Origin of the sequence: Leclercia sp. LSNIH8, assembly GCF_002920195.1 — a bacterium.
Classification (GTDB): domain Bacteria; phylum Pseudomonadota; class Gammaproteobacteria; order Enterobacterales; family Enterobacteriaceae; genus Enterobacter.
The window spans coordinates 389,137-405,113 of sequence record NZ_PQJY01000004.1; the positions used below are offsets into that span (position 1 = coordinate 389,137).

Here is a 15,977-nt window from a genome sequence, read left to right on the forward strand (position 1 = left end):
TAATGAAAGGGAGTGCCAATGAAATCATTACCTCAGATCCTGCCAGCCATTGTGCTGCTTGTCGGCTGCGGGGCGAATAACACCCCGCCTCAGGCACCTGTTCCCGGTAAAAGTACCTCCGCCACCCTGAGCACCCTGGAGACGGGCGCCCAGGTGATCCAGTCCCGTCCGCCGGTAGAGGCCATCAGCGCCTATCTTGACGGTTTTCATTTTTATAGTGGGGATAAAAACGGGCAGATGGAGGCGCATCACTACGTGACGGTACTCAATGAAGAGGTCATGCAGGCGGTCATTTATGACGGCAATACAAAGGATGCCCGGCTGATGGGGGTGGAGTACATCATCAGCGAACGCCTGTTTAACAGCCTGCCGCCGGAGGAGAAAAAGCTCTGGCACAGCCACCAGTATGAAGTGAAATCGGGCAGCCTGGTGGCGCCCGGCTTGCCTGCGGTCGCTGACAAAGCGTTGATGAATAAAATCGTCAACACCTACGGCAAAACCTGGCATACCTGGCATACGGACAGGGACAAGACCCTGCCGCTCGGCATACCTGCGCTGATGATGGGCTTTACCGGCGAGGGACAGCTCGATCCCCGGCTGCTGGCGGATCGCGATCGTCGCCTGGGGATCGATACGCAGCAGATCAAAGCCCAGCGTGCCGACATCGTGGCCCATCCGGTAGCGGAAGGGGCAAATGCCTGGCAGCGCGGCGAGGTCATTCAGCTTAAACGTGTGCAGGGCAGCGGTGAACACGGGCATGGGGACACCACCCATTTCGGCACGTCCGAGCAGAGTCAGCAGAAACACACGCCCTGATGAGGAGACGATATGAAGATTCATCATCTTAACTGTGGTTGTATGTGCCCGCTGGGCGGCGCGTTGTTCGACGGTTTCAGCAAGGGGTTACATGCGCATCTGGTCTGCCACTGCCTGCTTATTGAAACCGACCGCGACGGACTGGTGCTGGTGGATACCGGTTTTGGGCAAGGGGATATACGTGAACCCTCAAGGCTGTCGGGCTTTTTCCGGGCGCTGAACAATATCCAGCGTCGGGAGTCGCTTACGGCGCGCGCTCGCGTCGAGGCGCTGGGCTTTAGCGCGGCGGATGTCCGCCATATCGTGCTTACACACCTGGATTTCGACCACGCGGGTGGGTTGAGCGATTTCCCTCACGCGCGCATCCATTTGATGCAGCAGGAGATCGACACGGCGCAACGGCGCCATAGCTGGCTGCAGCGGGAGCGCTATCGTCCCGGGCAGTGGAGCGGCACCTCTGGCTGGCAGGGCTATCAGGTGCAGGGCGAGCGCTGGTTTGGCTTCGACGCGGTGACGGCGCTGAACGGATTGCCGCCGGAAATTTTGCTGGTGCCGCTGGCCGGGCACACGCCGGGGCATGCGGGGATCGCCATCAGCCAGCCGTCGGGGTGGTTGCTGCACGGTGGCGACGCCTGGTTCTATCGGGATGAGATGCGCCAGCCGCAACGTCATTGCACACCGGGGCTGCGGTTTTACCAGTGGATGATGGCGATGGACAACGGTACCCGGCGGCACAACCAACAGCGGCTACGGGAGCTCTCCTGCGCGCACCCCCACGACATCACTTTTTTCTGTAGCCATGACGCACGGGAACTGGAGAGCCTGGCGACAGAGTCAAAACAGCTCTAATTACCGCAACTTAGGCGTGGCCTGCTTTGGGAGAAGATCGTTTAAAAATTATACTGGATATTTGAACAGGTATTTGTATACTATTAGAGCAAATTACCCGAGTAATGTATGAGTGAGGGGTGAAACCTATGGTAATTCCTGTTGAAACTTTCCAGTCCAGTGGCCAGCTTGCCACCATCAGCAGCCGCGAAATCGCGAAGCTGACCGGTATTGCTCATACCGAGGTGAAGCGCATGGTAAAAAGCCTGGAAACGGCGCAGCGTCTTTCGCAGCCGGTAACGGCCAGCCTGTATGAGCGCGAAGGTGAAATGCGGCAGGAGTTTTTGCTGAACAAACGGGACTCCCTGCTGACGGTTTCACGTATCTCCCCGGGCTTTACTGCCGCTATGCTCGATCGCTGGCAGGAGCAGGAGAGAAACGTCAATATCCCGGACTTCACCAACCCGGCGGCGGCGGCGCGCGCCTGGGCCGAGCAGTATGAAAAACGCCAGCGTGCTGAGGAGCAGCTAGCCCTCTGGGCACCAAAGGCGGCGTTCTTTGATCAGTTTGTTCAGGTCAAGGAGTCGCTGGGCTTCCGTCAGCTCTGTAAGATCCTCAAAGCGAAAGAGCCCCAGTTCCGGGAGTTCCTGCTTGAGCGGAATATCATGCAGCGCGTCGGCGGTAACCTGGTTCCGCCGCAGCACCACATCGATGCGGGCTATTTTACCCTGCACAGCGGGGTGGGCGAAAACGAGCGCACCTGGTCTCAGGCACGCTTTACCGCCCGCGGCGTGAAATGGGTGGCTGACCTGTGGGCTAAACACCTGTCAACGCTGGCAATTGAAATGCCTCGCACGGAGCGCACAGAAGGCGCACCTGTTCAGCAGAGCTGGCTTTAATCTCTCCTGTAAAGCGAACCGGTCAGATCTCCTCTGGGGTCTGACTGGCTTCACGCAATGCCCCGGCGACTGGCCGACAACACGCTGAACGCCGCCAGCGAACTGTAGCCGAGACGCAACGCCACGGTTTCAATCGCCTGTTTTTCCTGCCCGATATACTTTATCGCCAGCCGCATCCGCAGTTCGCTCAGAGAGTTTGCCGGCGTGGTGCCCAGCGCGCTGGCTCTGCTGTGGGGTTATGCCTTTGGTCTGGTGCCAGTGGCCGCGGAGGCATAGCCGAAGAACAAAATGGCTAACCGCAGAGGGTATCTGGGTTAGCCAGATTAATGTCAATGGACACCTGTTTTAAGATAGCCGTGCCGCTTCAGTACTCTCGTATAATAATGGACCAAATGAAGATGGCTTAATTCAGCAGGGGAACGGGATTAGTCTTTGGCTGTAATTAACTCTTTAAGATGCTCAATCAGATTCCTATACTCCTCAGGTTGATCTGTAAAGAGATTCGCATATTCAGATATCGTATCGGGTGAAGCAAACAGAAAAGTATGCGCGTTCTGTAATTGCTCAAACGTAGAGGTAGCCGACGTGTGGCAAGGTGCCTGAATGACGGCGCGGTGAGATTTTTGGGATGCATAGAACAGACGAATCGTTATGCTCGGTACCCCGAAGAGCTCTTCACAGATGAAAAGAAGGTGACCCACATTAGCCTCTTCATCGCGTTCAGTTGCCTGTAATTCGCCATGGATCGTACTTAACACCCCTTTGGCTATCGCCATTGCGCTGTCAGTACTCAGGCCTGGGATGAGCTGTTGAATGATTTGGATATTAACGGCGACGTCACTCTTTTTAATCAGCAGCATGCTGCTGGTTTTCTCCACTTCAACAAAAAAACCAGACTTGTCCACCAGTGACAACCACGCCTCATAGTCAAAAAGTGATTTACCCGCCTGATCCATTGCGCTGGTCATCGCTGCGAACAACATCGCCACGCTAGCAAATAATTTTTTGGTTCGTATGGTCAATTCAGGAGATGTCGAGACATAGAACATGTTTCCTGTTTGATTCATCCAGAACAGCGCATCTTTTTCAGTATCATCCGCCTTGTCTAACGCCATCAGGCCCTGATGTTTTTCTTCCAGCTCAGGCGAGATAAATTCATATTGCTCTAAGAACATTCTCCCCGCATCAACCATTGTATTCAGAACCGATTCCTTAATCAGTTCAGCGCTCATAAACTAACCCTCTTAATAAAATCTACAAAAATAACAATACGCGCGAATAACGTTCACTTTTGCAGTGAATTATATTTTTTTAAGCAAATTCTTATGCTGCTAAATATGCACTTAATTAAAGAAAGAAAACGTGATGAATATCATTATTCTGGCTTTTATATAATTAAAAGTGATCAATAATATGTTTTTAATAGTTTTTATCAATAATAAAGTGGCAATGTATCACTCAGAATGATCTTTTGCAGGCAGGGCTTATGCGAGGCAGGGCGAGGATATCGACAAAAAAGCCCGGCACAGGGCTGCTGCGCCGGGCTGGTAAGGGGAAGAACTATCGCTGTGGTTCAGCCTGTTTCATCGGAATCAATGCAATCACCACCGCACCCAGCACCAGGAAACCGGCCACCATAAAGATCCCGGCGTTGAAATTACCGGTGACATCCTTCATCCAGCCCATCAGCAGCGGCCCCAGCGCGGCGCCGGTCATCCCGGTGGCGTTGATCACCGCAATACCCAACGCACGGGCGCGCAGGGAGATGGAACGATCCGGGGTGGTCCAGAAGATCACCATGGCGGCAAAGGCACCGGCCGAGGCCATCACGATACCGGTGAACTGCAGCACCGGATCGGTGCTGGTGGCGGTGAGGATCCAGCCTGCAGCGGCAAACAGGTACGGCAGCAGGGTGTGGACTTTACGCTCGTTGCGCTTGTCGGAACGTTTACTCCACCAGACCATTGCCACAATGGTACAGACCTGCGGAATGGCGCTCAGGATACCGATGGTTACGTTACTGCTCTCCTCGCTGATGCTGCGCAGGATCAGCGGCGTCCAGACGCTCAGGGCGCTCAGGGTGTTGGTCAGGCAGAAATAGGCGAGGGTGTAGAGCATAATGGTGGGCGTGAACAGCTCGCGCACCAGGCTACGCTGCTGTGGCGCCAGCGCGGCCTGCTCCCGCAGCTGGTTACTCTGGGCGTTGAGACGATCCGCTTCCAGCATCTCCTTCAGGCAGGCCTTGTCATCCTGGGTCAGCCAGCGCGCTTTATCCGGGCTGTCGTCCAGCCAGAACCAAACCACAAAGCCCAGAATGACCGACGGGAAGCCTTCCAGCAGGAAGAGCCACTGCCAGCCCTTCAGGTTCATCACCCCATCGAGGTTGAGAATATACCCGGAGGCCAGCGAACCCAGCGCCATGGTCACCGGCATGGCAATCATAAACAGCGCATTGGCGCGAGCGCGGTAGTGCGCCGGGAACCAGAACGTTAAATACAATAACAGCCCTGGCAGGAAGCCCGCTTCGGCAATTCCCACCAGCATTCGCAGCACGTACAGGCTGTTAGGGCCGGTAGCGAACATCGTGGCGGTGGAGGCGATCCCCCACACCACCATCAGAATTGCGATCCAGCGACGGGCACCCACGATGCTCAGCATCACGTTGCTGGGGATCCCGCAGATGACATACATCACGTAAAACAGCGTGGTCGCCAGCCCGAACATGGTGCTGGTGAGGCCCAGATCTTTGCCCATCGTCAGGCCGGCAAAGCCGATGTTGATGCGATCCAGATACGAAAAGACGAACAAAATGAACAAAAAAGTGATCAATCGCCGGAATAGTTTCTTGATTACCCGCTGTTGACGCGGATCGAGCGTGTCGTCAGCAGACGCAGGCGGAGCCAGCACGCTAGCACGTGTTTGCTCCATCGATGGGCTGTCGTTCATGAAATGCTCCACATAACGGTTAGAGGTAATGTAATCCCCGTTTTAGTCGGGGGTGTTTTTATAATTAATTGATAAGCAGGTAAATTTTAAAAAAAAGCCGAGAACCAGCGGGCAAGAGGATTACCCGGTGCACGCGATGCAAACACGTGCGCTAACGTATAGGAAACCGCAGGCATGGACGTCAATGTTCTGTTTAAAAAATGATACGTAATTGTTAATCTAGTAGCGTTTTCGAATCATAATGCGATGTCGATCGGCTTTTGCGGCGAAGAGAATTGTTAACAGCAGGGGGCAGGGTGCGATCGGGCTATAGCGGGGGATAAATAGCGGGTATAATTGCGGTCAATGCATTACTTCTGGAACGTCATTTCATGAGTCATACGAACACATCGTCAGACAGCGGCCCCACTTTTCACCGCGAAGAGTTCCCGTTCTACTGGATAGTTAACGTCTACGCGCGTTATACGCAAGTGATGGAAATCACACTGAAAAAGGTGCAGCTTGATGTGTCCCGCTTTCGGGTGCTGATGATTACCGAGCAGTACGGTAAGGCCAGCATTTCGCAGATCGCCGAATACGCCATGGCCAAAATGCCCACCGTTACCAAAATCGTTGGTCGCCTGCGGGATGATGGCCTGGTGACCACCGCCAGCAGCGTGCAGGATGCCAGGGTGACCGAAGTGATGCTCACCGATGCCGGACGCGAAAAAGTGGCCGAGGCACACCGTCTTACCAGCAAGGTTTTCGAGAAGGGTTTTAAGGGCATGACCGCAGCCCAGCGGGAAAAAATGAACCTCTCGCTGTCGAAAGTACTCGACAACCTCAACGAGCTCTGAACAGTTCCCGCAGAGAATTGCGGATTTGTGACAGCCTTAAAAATTCAAAATAACTCACTGTAAAATATAACATTATAAAAGAGCCGTTCTGATGACCAGAGCGGCTCTTTTTTCATTTCTGCGCCGCGTTTATTGTTATTTATCATCATCCTAAGCCTCTCCCGATGCATTGTTAGAAAAATGTTTCAGTGTTATTTTTTCGTAAAATTAACGTGAAATATTACTTGAATATTCATCTAAATCTTCCATGATTGACCAGAACAAACGTGGGTCGAACCGCAGCGAAGAGTGCGTCACCCTAATATGATTCGTTTTTTCTGGTTAAGGTGCAAATTATGCAGCCTGTTACTGAGAGCAATGGTTTTGTCACCCGATGTACCCTCGGCGAGGGCGATCTCCGCTTCGCGGTAAAAGACACCCTCGACATCGCAGGCTTTCCCACCCGTGCAGGCTGCCCGGCGCTGGCCGCAAACCCGGCGGCGGAACAGCATGCCCACGTGGTCGCAACCCTTCTCGGGCAGAAGTGCATCCTGACCGGAAAAACCACCCTGCACGAGCTGGCGTTTGGCGTCACCGGGATCAACCCCTGGGGCGGCACGCCGGTTAACCCGCTGTTTCCTGACCTGATCCCCGGCGGCTCCTCCAGCGGCTCTGCCGCAGTGGTGGCTGCTGGTGAGGTGGATTTTGCGCTCGGCACCGATACCGGTGGGTCGGTGCGTATGCCCGCCGCCTGCTGCGGCATCCTCGGCTTAAAACCCACTTACGGTGCCTTGAGCCGGGCAGGGGTGATGCCCGCACAAAGCTCCCTGGACTGTGTGGGGATCTTCGCCCGCGAGCCGGGCGTTCTGCGTGACGTGCTGACCCGTCTGGCGCTGCCGGTTGACGCGCCGCTGCACAGAATGCCCGCCATCGGCTTTATCCCGTCGGCGCTCATCAGCATCGACTCCCTGCTGTTGAACTTCCTCGCCCAGGCCGACCTGCAACCGCGTCAGGCTGAATTGCCGCTGCTGGGGGATGCCCATCGCGCCGGGTTGACCCTCATCAGCCATGAAAACTGGCAGGCTTTTAAAACGCTACTGAGTGACGACAGGGTTTCTGCCGACGTCGCCACCCGCATCCGTGCCGGAGCCGGGATCGATGCCCGTGCCCTTGAGGCCGCAGAGGCTATCCGCCGCACATTTACCGCCCAGGTGGATGACCAGCTGGCGAAAACCCCCTTGCTGGCGCTGGCAACCCTGCCGGAACTGCCGCCCACGCTGGAAGAGGCGAAGGATCCGCTGAGCGTCGTCAATCTCACCCGGCTGGTGCGCCCGTTCAACCTCAGCGGCCACCCGGCGCTGACCCTGCCTGCGGGCACGCTTGATGGCCGTCCGGTGGCGCTGCAACTCGTTGCCGCCAAAGGTCACGAAGGGCTGCTGGTGCAGGCGGCTGAATGGCTCTCTGAGCGACGACGCCGCTAACCATCCCGCTTTACCGACAGTATCAACACTAACTCAGTGAGTACCACTCATTGCGGCAGCACGCGTCTCTCTGCGGGCCGCACACTCTTTTGGGAGGAAGCTATGTCTGCCGTTCATGTTCGTGAGGAACTCGTTCCACTGCTGAATGAAGTCGCCACCCGCAGCGCCGATTTTGAGCAACAGCGTCATATCTCAGACGACATCATCGCCCGGTTTAAGCAGGTTGGCGTCTATCGTGCGTTAGTCCCCAAAATCTACGGCGGCGAAGAGTGCTCCCCGGCGCAGTTCTGTGAGCTGATCGAGCAGATTGCCACCGCCGATGGCTCCGCAGGCTGGGTCGCTAGCTTCGGCATGAGCCCCTTCTATCTTGGGGCGCTGCCGCCGGATACCTTAAAAGAACTCTACCGTGACGGCCCGGACGTGGTCTTCGCGGGCGGCATCTTCCCGCCGCAGAAAGCGGTGCTGGCGGATGGCGGTTACCGCGTCTCCGGCCGCTGGGGCTTTGCTAGCGGCAGCATGGGGGCCTCGGTATTTGGCGTCGGTATTCTGCCGGAGAGCGGCGAAGCGCTGCCGCGCATGGCGGTGCTGCCCCGCGATAGCGTGCAGATCGATCCGGTCTGGAACACCGTCGGCCTGGCCGGAACCGGCAGCCACGATCTGGTGGTCAACGATGCCTTTGTGCCGCAGGAGTGGACCTTTGTGCGCGGCGGCGCCCTTAACCTGGAGGGGGCGCTCTATCGCTATCCGGTGCTCTCCCTTGCCACCCAGGTGCTCTCGGTGGTGGCGCTCGGCGTCGCCCGCGCCGCCCTGAATGAAATCTATGCCATTGCCCATCGCCAGCAGTCGGTGACCGGCGCGCCGCGCCTGGCCGACCGTCCGCAGGCGCAGATGCAGATAGCCCGCTGCGAAGCGGAACTGCGCTCCGCCCGGGCCTGGTTCTACGAGGCCATCGACGAGGTGTGGCAGTGCATCCTTGCCGGGGATGATCCTGCCTGCGCGCAGATCAACGCCCTGCGGCTCTCCTCCACCCACGCCACCCGCGTGGCCGCTGAAGTTACCCGCCAGGCGCTGGCGCTGAACGGCATGGGCGGCATCACTATGAAAAGTCCGCTGCAACGTTACGTCCGCGACACCCTGGTGATCACCCAGCACGCCTTTATGGGCGATCTCTCTTATCTCAACGCCGGTACGGTCTATTTCGGTGGCCAGCCTCTGCCGGGTTATTTGTAATTTTCACCAAAGGAGCAACAGATGAGCCAGACAACAACCTTACGCGTGCTGTTTTGCATCGGCGTGAACCAGAACTTTTTTGATGCCACCCCGGCAGAAGCCAAACAGGTGTGGGGCGCGTTCGGCGTGATGATGAAAGGCATCGACGAAACCCAGGGCATCCGGGTGATCGGCAATATGGACGATGACCGCCTGATGGTCGGGCCGTCCACCACCTCGCCCTGGACCACCTACGTGCTGGCCGATGCCGACAGCCTCGACAGCGTGGTGGCCGCCTGCAACCTGTTCCGTACCACCCCGGTGGGCGACGGCGAGTACAAGCTGTGGAAGTACTGCAAGATCGAAGCCCGCGTCGGTCGCGAACTGATCATTCAGTAACGGAGCACACCATGAGCCCACAGGATGCGCTGCGTTTACAGCAGCTTGAGGATCAGCAGGCCGCCCGGGTCTGTATCAGCACCTACATGCGGCTGTGCGATCGCCTCGACAGCATGGAGACGGTACAGGCCATTGGCGCGCTGTTCAGCGCAGACGCCTGCTGGGAAGGGCTGGGCGAGCCTTACGCCACCCGGCTGGGAAGATATCAGGGGCGCGAAGCGATTGAAGCGATGATGGCGGGCTACGTCCGCTCGCCCGCGCACTTCGCCCTGAATGGCCATTTTTTATGCTCCGAGGCGCTCTGGCACGATACCGAAGGCGAACTGCATGGCCGCTGGCAGATGCTGCAAACCTCCGCCTTTACCGCCGGAGGGGCGCACCTGAACGCGGCAGAGATCCAGATTATTTTCCGTCGCGAAGCCGGGGAGATGACCATGCACCATTTTACCACCCGCAACCTGTTCAGCAGGCCGGTAAGCCACTGGCATGCGGCGGATGCGCTACCTGTACCGGACAAAAACTAAAACGCCGACCACGAGCAGGAGAAAGATTATGCAGTGTGACCACATCATCAATGTCAAAAATATCGATACCACGACGCCAACGGCCCCGAGCCGGGAAGAGATTGCGGCCCTGGTCAAACATGACCGCGTCCACACCTCGCTCTACACCTCTGACGAGCTGTTCAAGCTGGAGCTGGAGCGTATTTTCAGCAAAACCTGGGTCTGGGTGGCGCACGTCAGCGAGATCCCGGAGACCGGCAGCTTCAAAACCACCGAGATCGGCACCCAGCCGGTGATCGTGGTGCGCGACCGCAAGGGCACCATCCACACCCTGCTGAACCGCTGCCGCCATCGCGCGGCTACCGTCTGCGAACACCGCAGCGGCAAAACCAACAGCTTCGTCTGCCCCTACCACGGCTGGGGCTACGCCCTGGACGGCAGCCTGCGCGGCGTGCCGCACCCGGAAAGCTATGCAGACCAACTGGAGAAGAACGAACTGGGGCTGGTGTCGCTGCGTACCGAGCAGTATGCGGGCATGGTTTTCGCCACCTTTAACGAGCAGATCGAACCGCTGGAGGACTTCCTCGGCGCGGCGAAGAAGTGGATGGATCTCTTTATGAAGCAGGGGGCGGGCTACCCGATCAAAACCGGGCCTGCGCACCGCTTCCGTTTCCCGGGCAACTGGAAGATCCAGCTGGAGAACACCACCGACGGCTATCACTTCCCGGTGGTGCACCGCTCCTTCCTGAGTTCGGTCGATAAGCAGACCGAAGAGATGCTCAACTTCGTGGACGGCAGCGGCTATGTCGAAGATCTCGGCAACGGCCACAGCGTCATGGTGATGATCCCTGAACTGGTGGATCTGGAAGCCAACCTTGATGCGCCAATCCCGGAGCGCTTTGTCGAGCTGGCGGACGAACTGCGAAAAGATCACGACGAAGAGCAGGTCAGGCGCATCGTGCGCGCGGTGGGCGGCTCCGGCTTCAACCTCAACCTGTTCCCGAACATCGCCTGTTCAATGGCCTTCTTCCGCGTCCTGCAGCCCATCTCAGTGATGGAGACCGAGATTCATCATGCGGTGATCACCATGGACGGCGGACCGGAGATCGCGAACCAGGCGCGCCTGCGTCTGCACGAGCACTTCCAGGGGCCGATGGGCTTTGGCACGCCGGACGACTCCGAGGCCTGGGAGCGCGTGCAGCGCGGGGCCACCGCGGGGGATGAGCTGTGGATCATGCTCAACCGCGGCCTGGCGGGGGAGTATCGCACCGACGACGGCCTGCGCAGCGACGTCAGCGCCGAAACCGGGATGCGGGCGGCCTATCAGCAGTGGAAAAAATTGATGACGGAGAGCGAAAAATGATGACGCCAGATTCTGTGCTGTTTGCGGCGATGTCCGTAATCAATCTCGAAGGCGATCTGCTGGACCAGGGCGAGTTTAACGCCTGGCTGGAACTGTGGCAGCGCGACGGCCTGTACGTGGTACCTATCGACCCGAACGAAACCGATTTTAAAAACACCCTCAACTACGCCTGCGACGATCACCACATGCGGGAGAAGCGGGTGAAGCGCCTCTACAGCGGGGAGTCCATCTCCACCACGCCGCGCGCCAGAACGCTGCGCACCCTGTCGCGCTTCCGCCTGCTGGAGTCCAGTGAGGATCTGATTGTGGTGCGCGGGGCGCAGTCCCTGTGGGAGCACCGCAAAGGCCACAGCCGCCACTACGCCGCGGATATCACCTGGCACCTGACACCGCAGGAGGGCAGGTTGCTGATTACCCGGAAGGTGATCCGCCTGGTCAACAGCGACGATGTGCTGCACAGCATCGGCTACATCCTCTGAGGACCCCCCCATGACGCAAACCGTATTAGTGACCGGCGCGGCCGCCGGTCTGGGCAACGTGATTGCCACTCACCTGCTGGCGCAGGGGTATCAGGTGGTGCTGACCGACGTTGATGTGGCCCGCGCCCGGGAAGCCGCGGATCGTCTCGATGACGGCCAGGGCAGAGTGCTGGCGCTGGGGCTGGATATCTGCCAGCCGCAGGATTTTGCGCAGGCACTGGACGCAACCATTGAACGCTTCGGCAGCCTGGAGGTGCTGGTCAACAACGCCGCCCTGACCCTCGCCACCCCGGTGATGGAAATTACGGTGGAGGAGTTTGACCGGGTGATCGCCACCAACCTGCGCGGCACCTTTATAGGCTGCCAGACCCTGGGGCGTTACTTCGCGAGCCGTGGCTATGGCCGCATCATCAACCTGGCCTCGTTAGCCGGGCAGAACGGCGGCACCGCCTCCGGTGCCCACTATGCCGCCTCGAAGGGCGGGATCCTGACCCTGACCAAAATCTTTGCCCGCGAGCTCGGCAAATCCGGCGTGACGGTGAATGCCATCGCCCCGGGCCCGCTGGATCTGCCGATGGTTCACGCCCTGGTGCCGGAAGAGAAGATGGCCGGGCTGCTGGGGATGATCCCGGTCGGCCAGTTAGGCGAAGCAGAGTTTGTCGCCCAGGCGGTGGCTTTGCTGGCATCAGAGCAGGCGTCGTTTGTCACCGGGGCGACCTGGGACATCAACGGCGGTCTGTTTATGCGTTAAGGAGCCAACATGCTGACATTACAGGTTATCAGGCGGGAGTTGCAGGGCGATGTGCTCCTGCTGACGCTGGCCCATGCTGACGGGATCGACCTCCCGGTCTTCAACGCGGGGGCACATATCGATCTGCATCTGGCAGACGGCCTGGTGCGTCCGTACTCCCTGTGCGGCGACCCGCAGGATCGTCGCCACTACCAGCTCGGCATTCTGAAAGACAAAAAGTCACAGGGGGGCTCCCTTGCCGCTCATGCGCTGAATGTTGGGGATTTCATTCAGGTCAGCGATCCGCGCAACCTCTTTGCGCTGGAGGAGACCGCCAGCCATTGCCTGCTGATTGGCGGCGGGATCGGCATCACCCCAATGCTGGCAATGGCCGCCGAACTGCACGCCAGCGGCCGCTCCTTCAGCCTGCACTACTGCGCCCGCACCCGGGCCGGGGCGGCATTTATTGCCCGGCTCGAGCAGGCGGCCTGGGCCGACCGCGTGCATCTGCATTTCAGCGACACGCAACGCCTCAATCTGAAAGCGGTGCTGAGCGACGTCCCGGCCAATACCCACGTCTACACCTGCGGTCCGACCCGGCTGATGGATGCCGTCACTGAGGAGGCGGCCCGCCTCGGTTATCGCCCGGAGCAGGTGCATCAGGAGTGCTTCAGCGCCGAAGTTGTCACCGGTGGTGCGGCCTTTGAGGTGGTCGCCGCCGCAAGCGGCATTACCGTCCAGGTGCTGGAGAACCAGACTATCGTCGAGGCGCTGGCCCAGGCCGGGCTGAAGGTGTGCGTCTCCTGCAAACAGGGGATCTGCGGCAGCTGCCTGACCGACGTGCTGGAAGGGGAGCCGGACCATCGCGACAGCTACCTGACCGACGAAGAGAAAGCCGACGGCGACCAGATGTTGTTGTGCTGCTCCCGGGCGAAAAGCGCCCGTTTAGTCATCGATCTGTGAGGAAACCCTTATGACACTGCAAACCGAATTTCGTAACGCGATGGCACAGCTGGGGAGTGCGGTCTCGGTGATCACCACCGACGGCCCGGCGGGTAAATTTGGCTTTACCGCTTCTGCCGTCTGCAGCGTCACGGACTCGCCGCCGACGCTACTGGTCTGCATGAACCGCAACTCCTTTGCCAATGAACACTTCAAGCAGAACGGGGCGCTGTGCGTCAACGTCCTCTCCAGCGACCACCAGGATCTCTCCGGGGTCTTCGCCAACGCCAGCCTGCGCTCCGAGCAGCGTTTTGCGTATGACTCCTGGCAGGTGATGGTCAGCGGCGCGCCGGTGCTCAGCTCGTCGGTCGCCAGCTTCGACTGCCTGATCGACACCTGTCATGAAGTGGGTAGCCACACCGTTTTCTACTGCCAGGTGCAGGCGATACGCATCAGCGAAGCGCCGCGCGGGCTGGTCTACTTCAACCGTCGCTACCATGCCATCGGGCATGATGTGGAAGCGTAAAACCAACTATAAGGGTAACGCTGATGAGCAATGTCGTGACTGAAAACCGCAACGCTGCGGCTGCCGTTCCACACGATGCCGGGCAGATGCGCAAGCTGGTGTTCGCCTCGGTACTGGGTAATGCCCTGGAATGGTATGACTTCTTCCTCTACGGCACCGCTGCGGCGCTGGTGTTTGGCCCGCTCTTCTTCCCGGTGGGCGGCGACCCGATGCAGGGCACGCTGTTGGCCTTCTCCGGTTTTGCGGTGGGCTTCCTCGCCCGTCCGCTGGGCGGGATCGTCTTTGGTCATCTCGGGGATCGCTACAGTCGCAAGATGACCCTGATCATGACCCTGACCCTGATGGGGGCCACCACCTTTGTCATCGGCCTGCTGCCGACCTACGCGCAGATCGGCATCTGGGCGCCGCTCTCCCTGATCACGCTGCGCTTTTTACAAGGCGTGGCATCGGGCGGCGAGTGGGGCGGCGGGGTGCTGATGCTGAGCGAGAATGCCCCCGCGTCCCGTCGCGGCTACTTTACCGCCTGGAGCCAGATGGGGGTCTCCGGCGGGTTTGTCCTCTCCGCCTTCGCCTTTTACCTGGTGCAGAAGTTGCCGGAAGCGGAGCTGATGAGCTGGGGCTGGCGTGTGCCCTTCCTGCTGAGCATCGTCATCTTCCTGGTCGGGGTCTATATCCGTAAAAACATCCGCGAGAGCAAAGCCTTTACTCAGGCAAAACCGGAAGAAAAACACGAGAAGATCCCGCTGATGGTGCTGGTGCGCGAGCACCCGAAAGCGCTGATGCAGGCTATCGCCCTGCGCCTGCCGGAGAATGGCGCCTCCTATATCTTCTTCACCTTCTCGGTGGTTTACGCCAAACACATCGGTATCGGCACCGGGGAGATCATCAGCGCCGTGACTCTGGCGATGCTGGTGGAGTTCTTCTCCATTCTCTTCTGGGGCGCGCTCTCGGATCGCATTGGCCTCAAGCCGGTCTACTACATCGGCGTCATCGGCCTGCTGGTGATGGCTTTTCCGTTCTTCTGGCTGCTCTCTACCGGCGACTACGGCTGGATCATGCTGGCGATGCTGCTCGGCCTGCCGTTCTGCCACGGGGCGATGATCGGCACCCAGCCCTGCATCATGAGCGACCTGTTCCCGGTGCGCGTGCGCTACTCCGGCCTGGCGCTGGGGCATGAGGTGGGCTCGATCTTCTCCGGCGGCCTGGGGCCGATGCTGGCGGTGGCCTTGCTGATGCATTTCGACGCTTCCTGGCCGATCTCCCTGCTGCTGATGGCCTATGCCCTGCTGGCGTGGATCGCCCTGCGCAGCCTGCCGTCCTCCCATAAAAATAACGAGGTAAGCGAATGATTGATAAACGGATTGCCGCCACCGACGGTGCCGTGGCGGATATTTTTGACGGCGCGGTGGTGATGGTGGGCGGATTTGGCGCCGCCGGACAGCCCGCCGAACTGCTCGATGCCCTGATCCGCCGCAAGCCGCGGGATCTGACCTTGATCAGCAACAACGCCGGGAACGGTGACTATGGCCTGGCGGCGTTGCTGAAAGCTGGCTGCGTGAAGAAGGTGATCTGCTCCTTCCCGCGCCAGACCGACTCCTGGGTCTTTGACGATCTCTACCGCCGCGGCGAAGTCGAGCTGGAGCTGGTCCCGCAGGGCAATCTCGCGGCACGTATTCAGGCGGGCGGCTCCGGGCTGGGGGCGATCTTCACCCCCACCGGGTTTGGCACCGAGCTGGCGGCGGGCAAAGAGACCCGCCATATCGACGGCAAAGATTATGTCCTCGAGTACCCGTTAAAAGCCGATTTCGCCCTGATCAAAGCTCTGAAGGCCGACCGCTGGGGCAACCTGGTCTACGACAAAACTGGGCGCAACTTCGGGCCGATCATGGCCGCCGCCGCCCGCTGCACCATTGCCCAGGTGAGCGAGATTGTCGCCCTCGGCGAGCTCGACCCGGAGGCGGTGGTGACGCCGGGGATTTTTGTCCAGCGCGTGGTGACGATCGCGCCGCAACGTCTGCCGCAGAGCGCATAAGGAGAGCCC

The 15,977-nt window shown here is 59.1% G+C and carries 17 protein-coding genes and 1 pseudogene; 15 read left to right on the forward strand and 3 right to left on the reverse strand.

What is annotated here, in order from left to right; translation table 11 throughout:
* Positions 1–18: 18 nt before the first annotated feature.
* The 3 genes from C3406_RS13925 to C3406_RS13935 all read left to right on the forward strand — a co-directional run bounded on the left by C3406_RS13925 (position 19) and on the right by C3406_RS13935 (position 2,543).
* Positions 19–816: an OBAP family protein gene (locus tag C3406_RS13925; protein WP_103822328.1), complete on the forward strand. Its 798-nt coding sequence runs from the start codon at positions 19–21 to the stop codon at positions 814–816.
* Between the two features lie 12 nt (positions 817–828).
* On the forward strand, positions 829–1,665 hold the full coding sequence (locus tag C3406_RS13930) for an MBL fold metallo-hydrolase (RefSeq protein ID WP_103822327.1): 837 nt from the start codon (positions 829–831) through the stop codon (positions 1,663–1,665).
* A 128-nt stretch (positions 1,666–1,793) separates the two neighbouring features.
* On the forward strand, positions 1,794–2,543 hold the full coding sequence (locus C3406_RS13935) for a phage antirepressor KilAC domain-containing protein (protein WP_103822326.1): 750 nt from the start codon (positions 1,794–1,796) through the stop codon (positions 2,541–2,543).
* A 22-nt stretch (positions 2,544–2,565) separates the two neighbouring features.
* Here the strand turns inward: C3406_RS13935 and C3406_RS26290 are convergent.
* The 3 genes and pseudogenes from C3406_RS26290 to hpaX all read right to left on the reverse strand — a co-directional run.
* Positions 2,566–2,764, reverse strand: a pseudogene (locus tag C3406_RS26290) (AraC family transcriptional regulator); the annotation flags it as partial.
* 204 nt (positions 2,765–2,968) lie between these two features.
* On the reverse strand, positions 2,969–3,775 hold the full coding sequence (locus C3406_RS13940; RefSeq protein ID WP_103822325.1) for a Zygote formation protein zyg1: 807 nt from the start codon (positions 3,773–3,775) through the stop codon (positions 2,969–2,971).
* Between the two features lie 328 nt (positions 3,776–4,103).
* Positions 4,104–5,489, reverse strand: a complete 1,386-nt coding sequence (gene hpaX / locus C3406_RS13945; RefSeq protein ID WP_103822324.1) for a 4-hydroxyphenylacetate permease — start codon at positions 5,487–5,489, stop codon at positions 4,104–4,106.
* A gap of 371 nt (positions 5,490–5,860) precedes the next feature.
* Between hpaX and C3406_RS13950 the strand changes: the two genes are divergently transcribed.
* The 12 genes from C3406_RS13950 to C3406_RS14005 all read left to right on the forward strand — a co-directional run bounded on the left by C3406_RS13950 (position 5,861) and on the right by C3406_RS14005 (position 15,968).
* Positions 5,861–6,325: a MarR family winged helix-turn-helix transcriptional regulator gene (locus C3406_RS13950; protein ID WP_103822323.1), complete on the forward strand. Its 465-nt coding sequence runs from the start codon at positions 5,861–5,863 to the stop codon at positions 6,323–6,325.
* Between the two features lie 335 nt (positions 6,326–6,660).
* Positions 6,661–7,785, forward strand: a complete 1,125-nt coding sequence (locus C3406_RS13955) for an amidase (RefSeq protein WP_103822322.1) — start codon at positions 6,661–6,663, stop codon at positions 7,783–7,785.
* Positions 7,786–7,887: 102 nt separating this feature from the next.
* On the forward strand, positions 7,888–9,015 hold the full coding sequence (locus C3406_RS13960; protein WP_103822321.1) for an acyl-CoA dehydrogenase family protein: 1,128 nt from the start codon (positions 7,888–7,890) through the stop codon (positions 9,013–9,015).
* A gap of 21 nt (positions 9,016–9,036) precedes the next feature.
* On the forward strand, positions 9,037–9,393 hold the full coding sequence (locus C3406_RS13965; RefSeq protein ID WP_103822320.1) for an IacB protein: 357 nt from the start codon (positions 9,037–9,039) through the stop codon (positions 9,391–9,393).
* 11 nt (positions 9,394–9,404) lie between these two features.
* Positions 9,405–9,917: a nuclear transport factor 2 family protein gene (locus C3406_RS13970; RefSeq protein WP_103822319.1), complete on the forward strand. Its 513-nt coding sequence runs from the start codon at positions 9,405–9,407 to the stop codon at positions 9,915–9,917.
* Between the two features lie 28 nt (positions 9,918–9,945).
* Positions 9,946–11,259, forward strand: a complete 1,314-nt coding sequence (locus C3406_RS13975; RefSeq protein ID WP_103822318.1) for an aromatic ring-hydroxylating oxygenase subunit alpha — start codon at positions 9,946–9,948, stop codon at positions 11,257–11,259.
* On the forward strand, positions 11,259–11,738 hold the full coding sequence (locus C3406_RS13980; RefSeq protein WP_103822509.1) for an aromatic-ring-hydroxylating dioxygenase subunit beta: 480 nt from the start codon (positions 11,259–11,261) through the stop codon (positions 11,736–11,738). Before C3406_RS13975 ends, C3406_RS13980 begins: the two co-directional genes overlap by 1 nt.
* A 10-nt stretch (positions 11,739–11,748) precedes the next feature.
* On the forward strand, positions 11,749–12,489 hold the full coding sequence (locus C3406_RS13985) for an SDR family NAD(P)-dependent oxidoreductase (RefSeq protein ID WP_103822317.1): 741 nt from the start codon (positions 11,749–11,751) through the stop codon (positions 12,487–12,489).
* 9 nt (positions 12,490–12,498) lie between these two features.
* Positions 12,499–13,431, forward strand: coding sequence for a PDR/VanB family oxidoreductase (locus C3406_RS13990; protein WP_103822316.1), 933 nt, complete (start codon positions 12,499–12,501; stop codon positions 13,429–13,431).
* A 10-nt stretch (positions 13,432–13,441) separates the two neighbouring features.
* Positions 13,442–13,936 carry a flavin reductase gene (locus C3406_RS13995; protein WP_103822315.1) on the forward strand — a complete coding sequence of 165 codons (495 nt, stop codon included), beginning with the start codon at positions 13,442–13,444 and terminating at the stop codon, positions 13,934–13,936.
* Positions 13,937–13,959: 23 nt separating this feature from the next.
* Entirely contained in the window at positions 13,960–15,285 is a 1,326-nt protein-coding gene (locus C3406_RS14000) for an MFS transporter (RefSeq protein WP_103822314.1), read from the forward strand.
* Positions 15,282–15,968: a 3-oxoacid CoA-transferase subunit A gene (locus C3406_RS14005; protein WP_103822313.1), complete on the forward strand. Its 687-nt coding sequence runs from the start codon at positions 15,282–15,284 to the stop codon at positions 15,966–15,968. The genes C3406_RS14000 and C3406_RS14005 overlap by 4 nt, the downstream gene beginning before the upstream one ends.
* The last annotated feature ends 9 nt before the right edge of the window (positions 15,969–15,977 follow it).

Bases quoted from the DNA above. Each gene is read 5' to 3' on its own strand.
- C3406_RS13925 (WP_103822328.1), top strand. From the start codon at position 19: ATGAAATCATTACCTCAGATCCTGCCAGCCATTGTGCTGCTTGTCGGC.
- C3406_RS13930 (WP_103822327.1), top strand. From the start codon at position 829: ATGAAGATTCATCATCTTAACTGTGGTTGTATGTGCCCGCTGGGCGGC.
- C3406_RS13935 (WP_103822326.1), top strand. From the start codon at position 1,794: ATGGTAATTCCTGTTGAAACTTTCCAGTCCAGTGGCCAGCTTGCCACC.
- C3406_RS13940 (WP_103822325.1), bottom strand. From the start codon at position 3,775: ATGAGCGCTGAACTGATTAAGGAATCGGTTCTGAATACAATGGTTGAT.
- hpaX (WP_103822324.1), bottom strand. From the start codon at position 5,489: ATGAACGACAGCCCATCGATGGAGCAAACACGTGCTAGCGTGCTGGCT.
- C3406_RS13950 (WP_103822323.1), top strand. From the start codon at position 5,861: ATGAGTCATACGAACACATCGTCAGACAGCGGCCCCACTTTTCACCGC.
- C3406_RS13955 (WP_103822322.1), top strand. From the start codon at position 6,661: ATGCAGCCTGTTACTGAGAGCAATGGTTTTGTCACCCGATGTACCCTC.
- C3406_RS13960 (WP_103822321.1), top strand. From the start codon at position 7,888: ATGTCTGCCGTTCATGTTCGTGAGGAACTCGTTCCACTGCTGAATGAA.
- C3406_RS13965 (WP_103822320.1), top strand. From the start codon at position 9,037: ATGAGCCAGACAACAACCTTACGCGTGCTGTTTTGCATCGGCGTGAAC.
- C3406_RS13970 (WP_103822319.1), top strand. From the start codon at position 9,405: ATGAGCCCACAGGATGCGCTGCGTTTACAGCAGCTTGAGGATCAGCAG.
- C3406_RS13975 (WP_103822318.1), top strand. From the start codon at position 9,946: ATGCAGTGTGACCACATCATCAATGTCAAAAATATCGATACCACGACG.
- C3406_RS13980 (WP_103822509.1), top strand. From the start codon at position 11,259: ATGACGCCAGATTCTGTGCTGTTTGCGGCGATGTCCGTAATCAATCTC.
- C3406_RS13985 (WP_103822317.1), top strand. From the start codon at position 11,749: ATGACGCAAACCGTATTAGTGACCGGCGCGGCCGCCGGTCTGGGCAAC.
- C3406_RS13990 (WP_103822316.1), top strand. From the start codon at position 12,499: ATGCTGACATTACAGGTTATCAGGCGGGAGTTGCAGGGCGATGTGCTC.
- C3406_RS13995 (WP_103822315.1), top strand. From the start codon at position 13,442: ATGACACTGCAAACCGAATTTCGTAACGCGATGGCACAGCTGGGGAGT.
- C3406_RS14000 (WP_103822314.1), top strand. From the start codon at position 13,960: ATGAGCAATGTCGTGACTGAAAACCGCAACGCTGCGGCTGCCGTTCCA.
- C3406_RS14005 (WP_103822313.1), top strand. From the start codon at position 15,282: ATGATTGATAAACGGATTGCCGCCACCGACGGTGCCGTGGCGGATATT.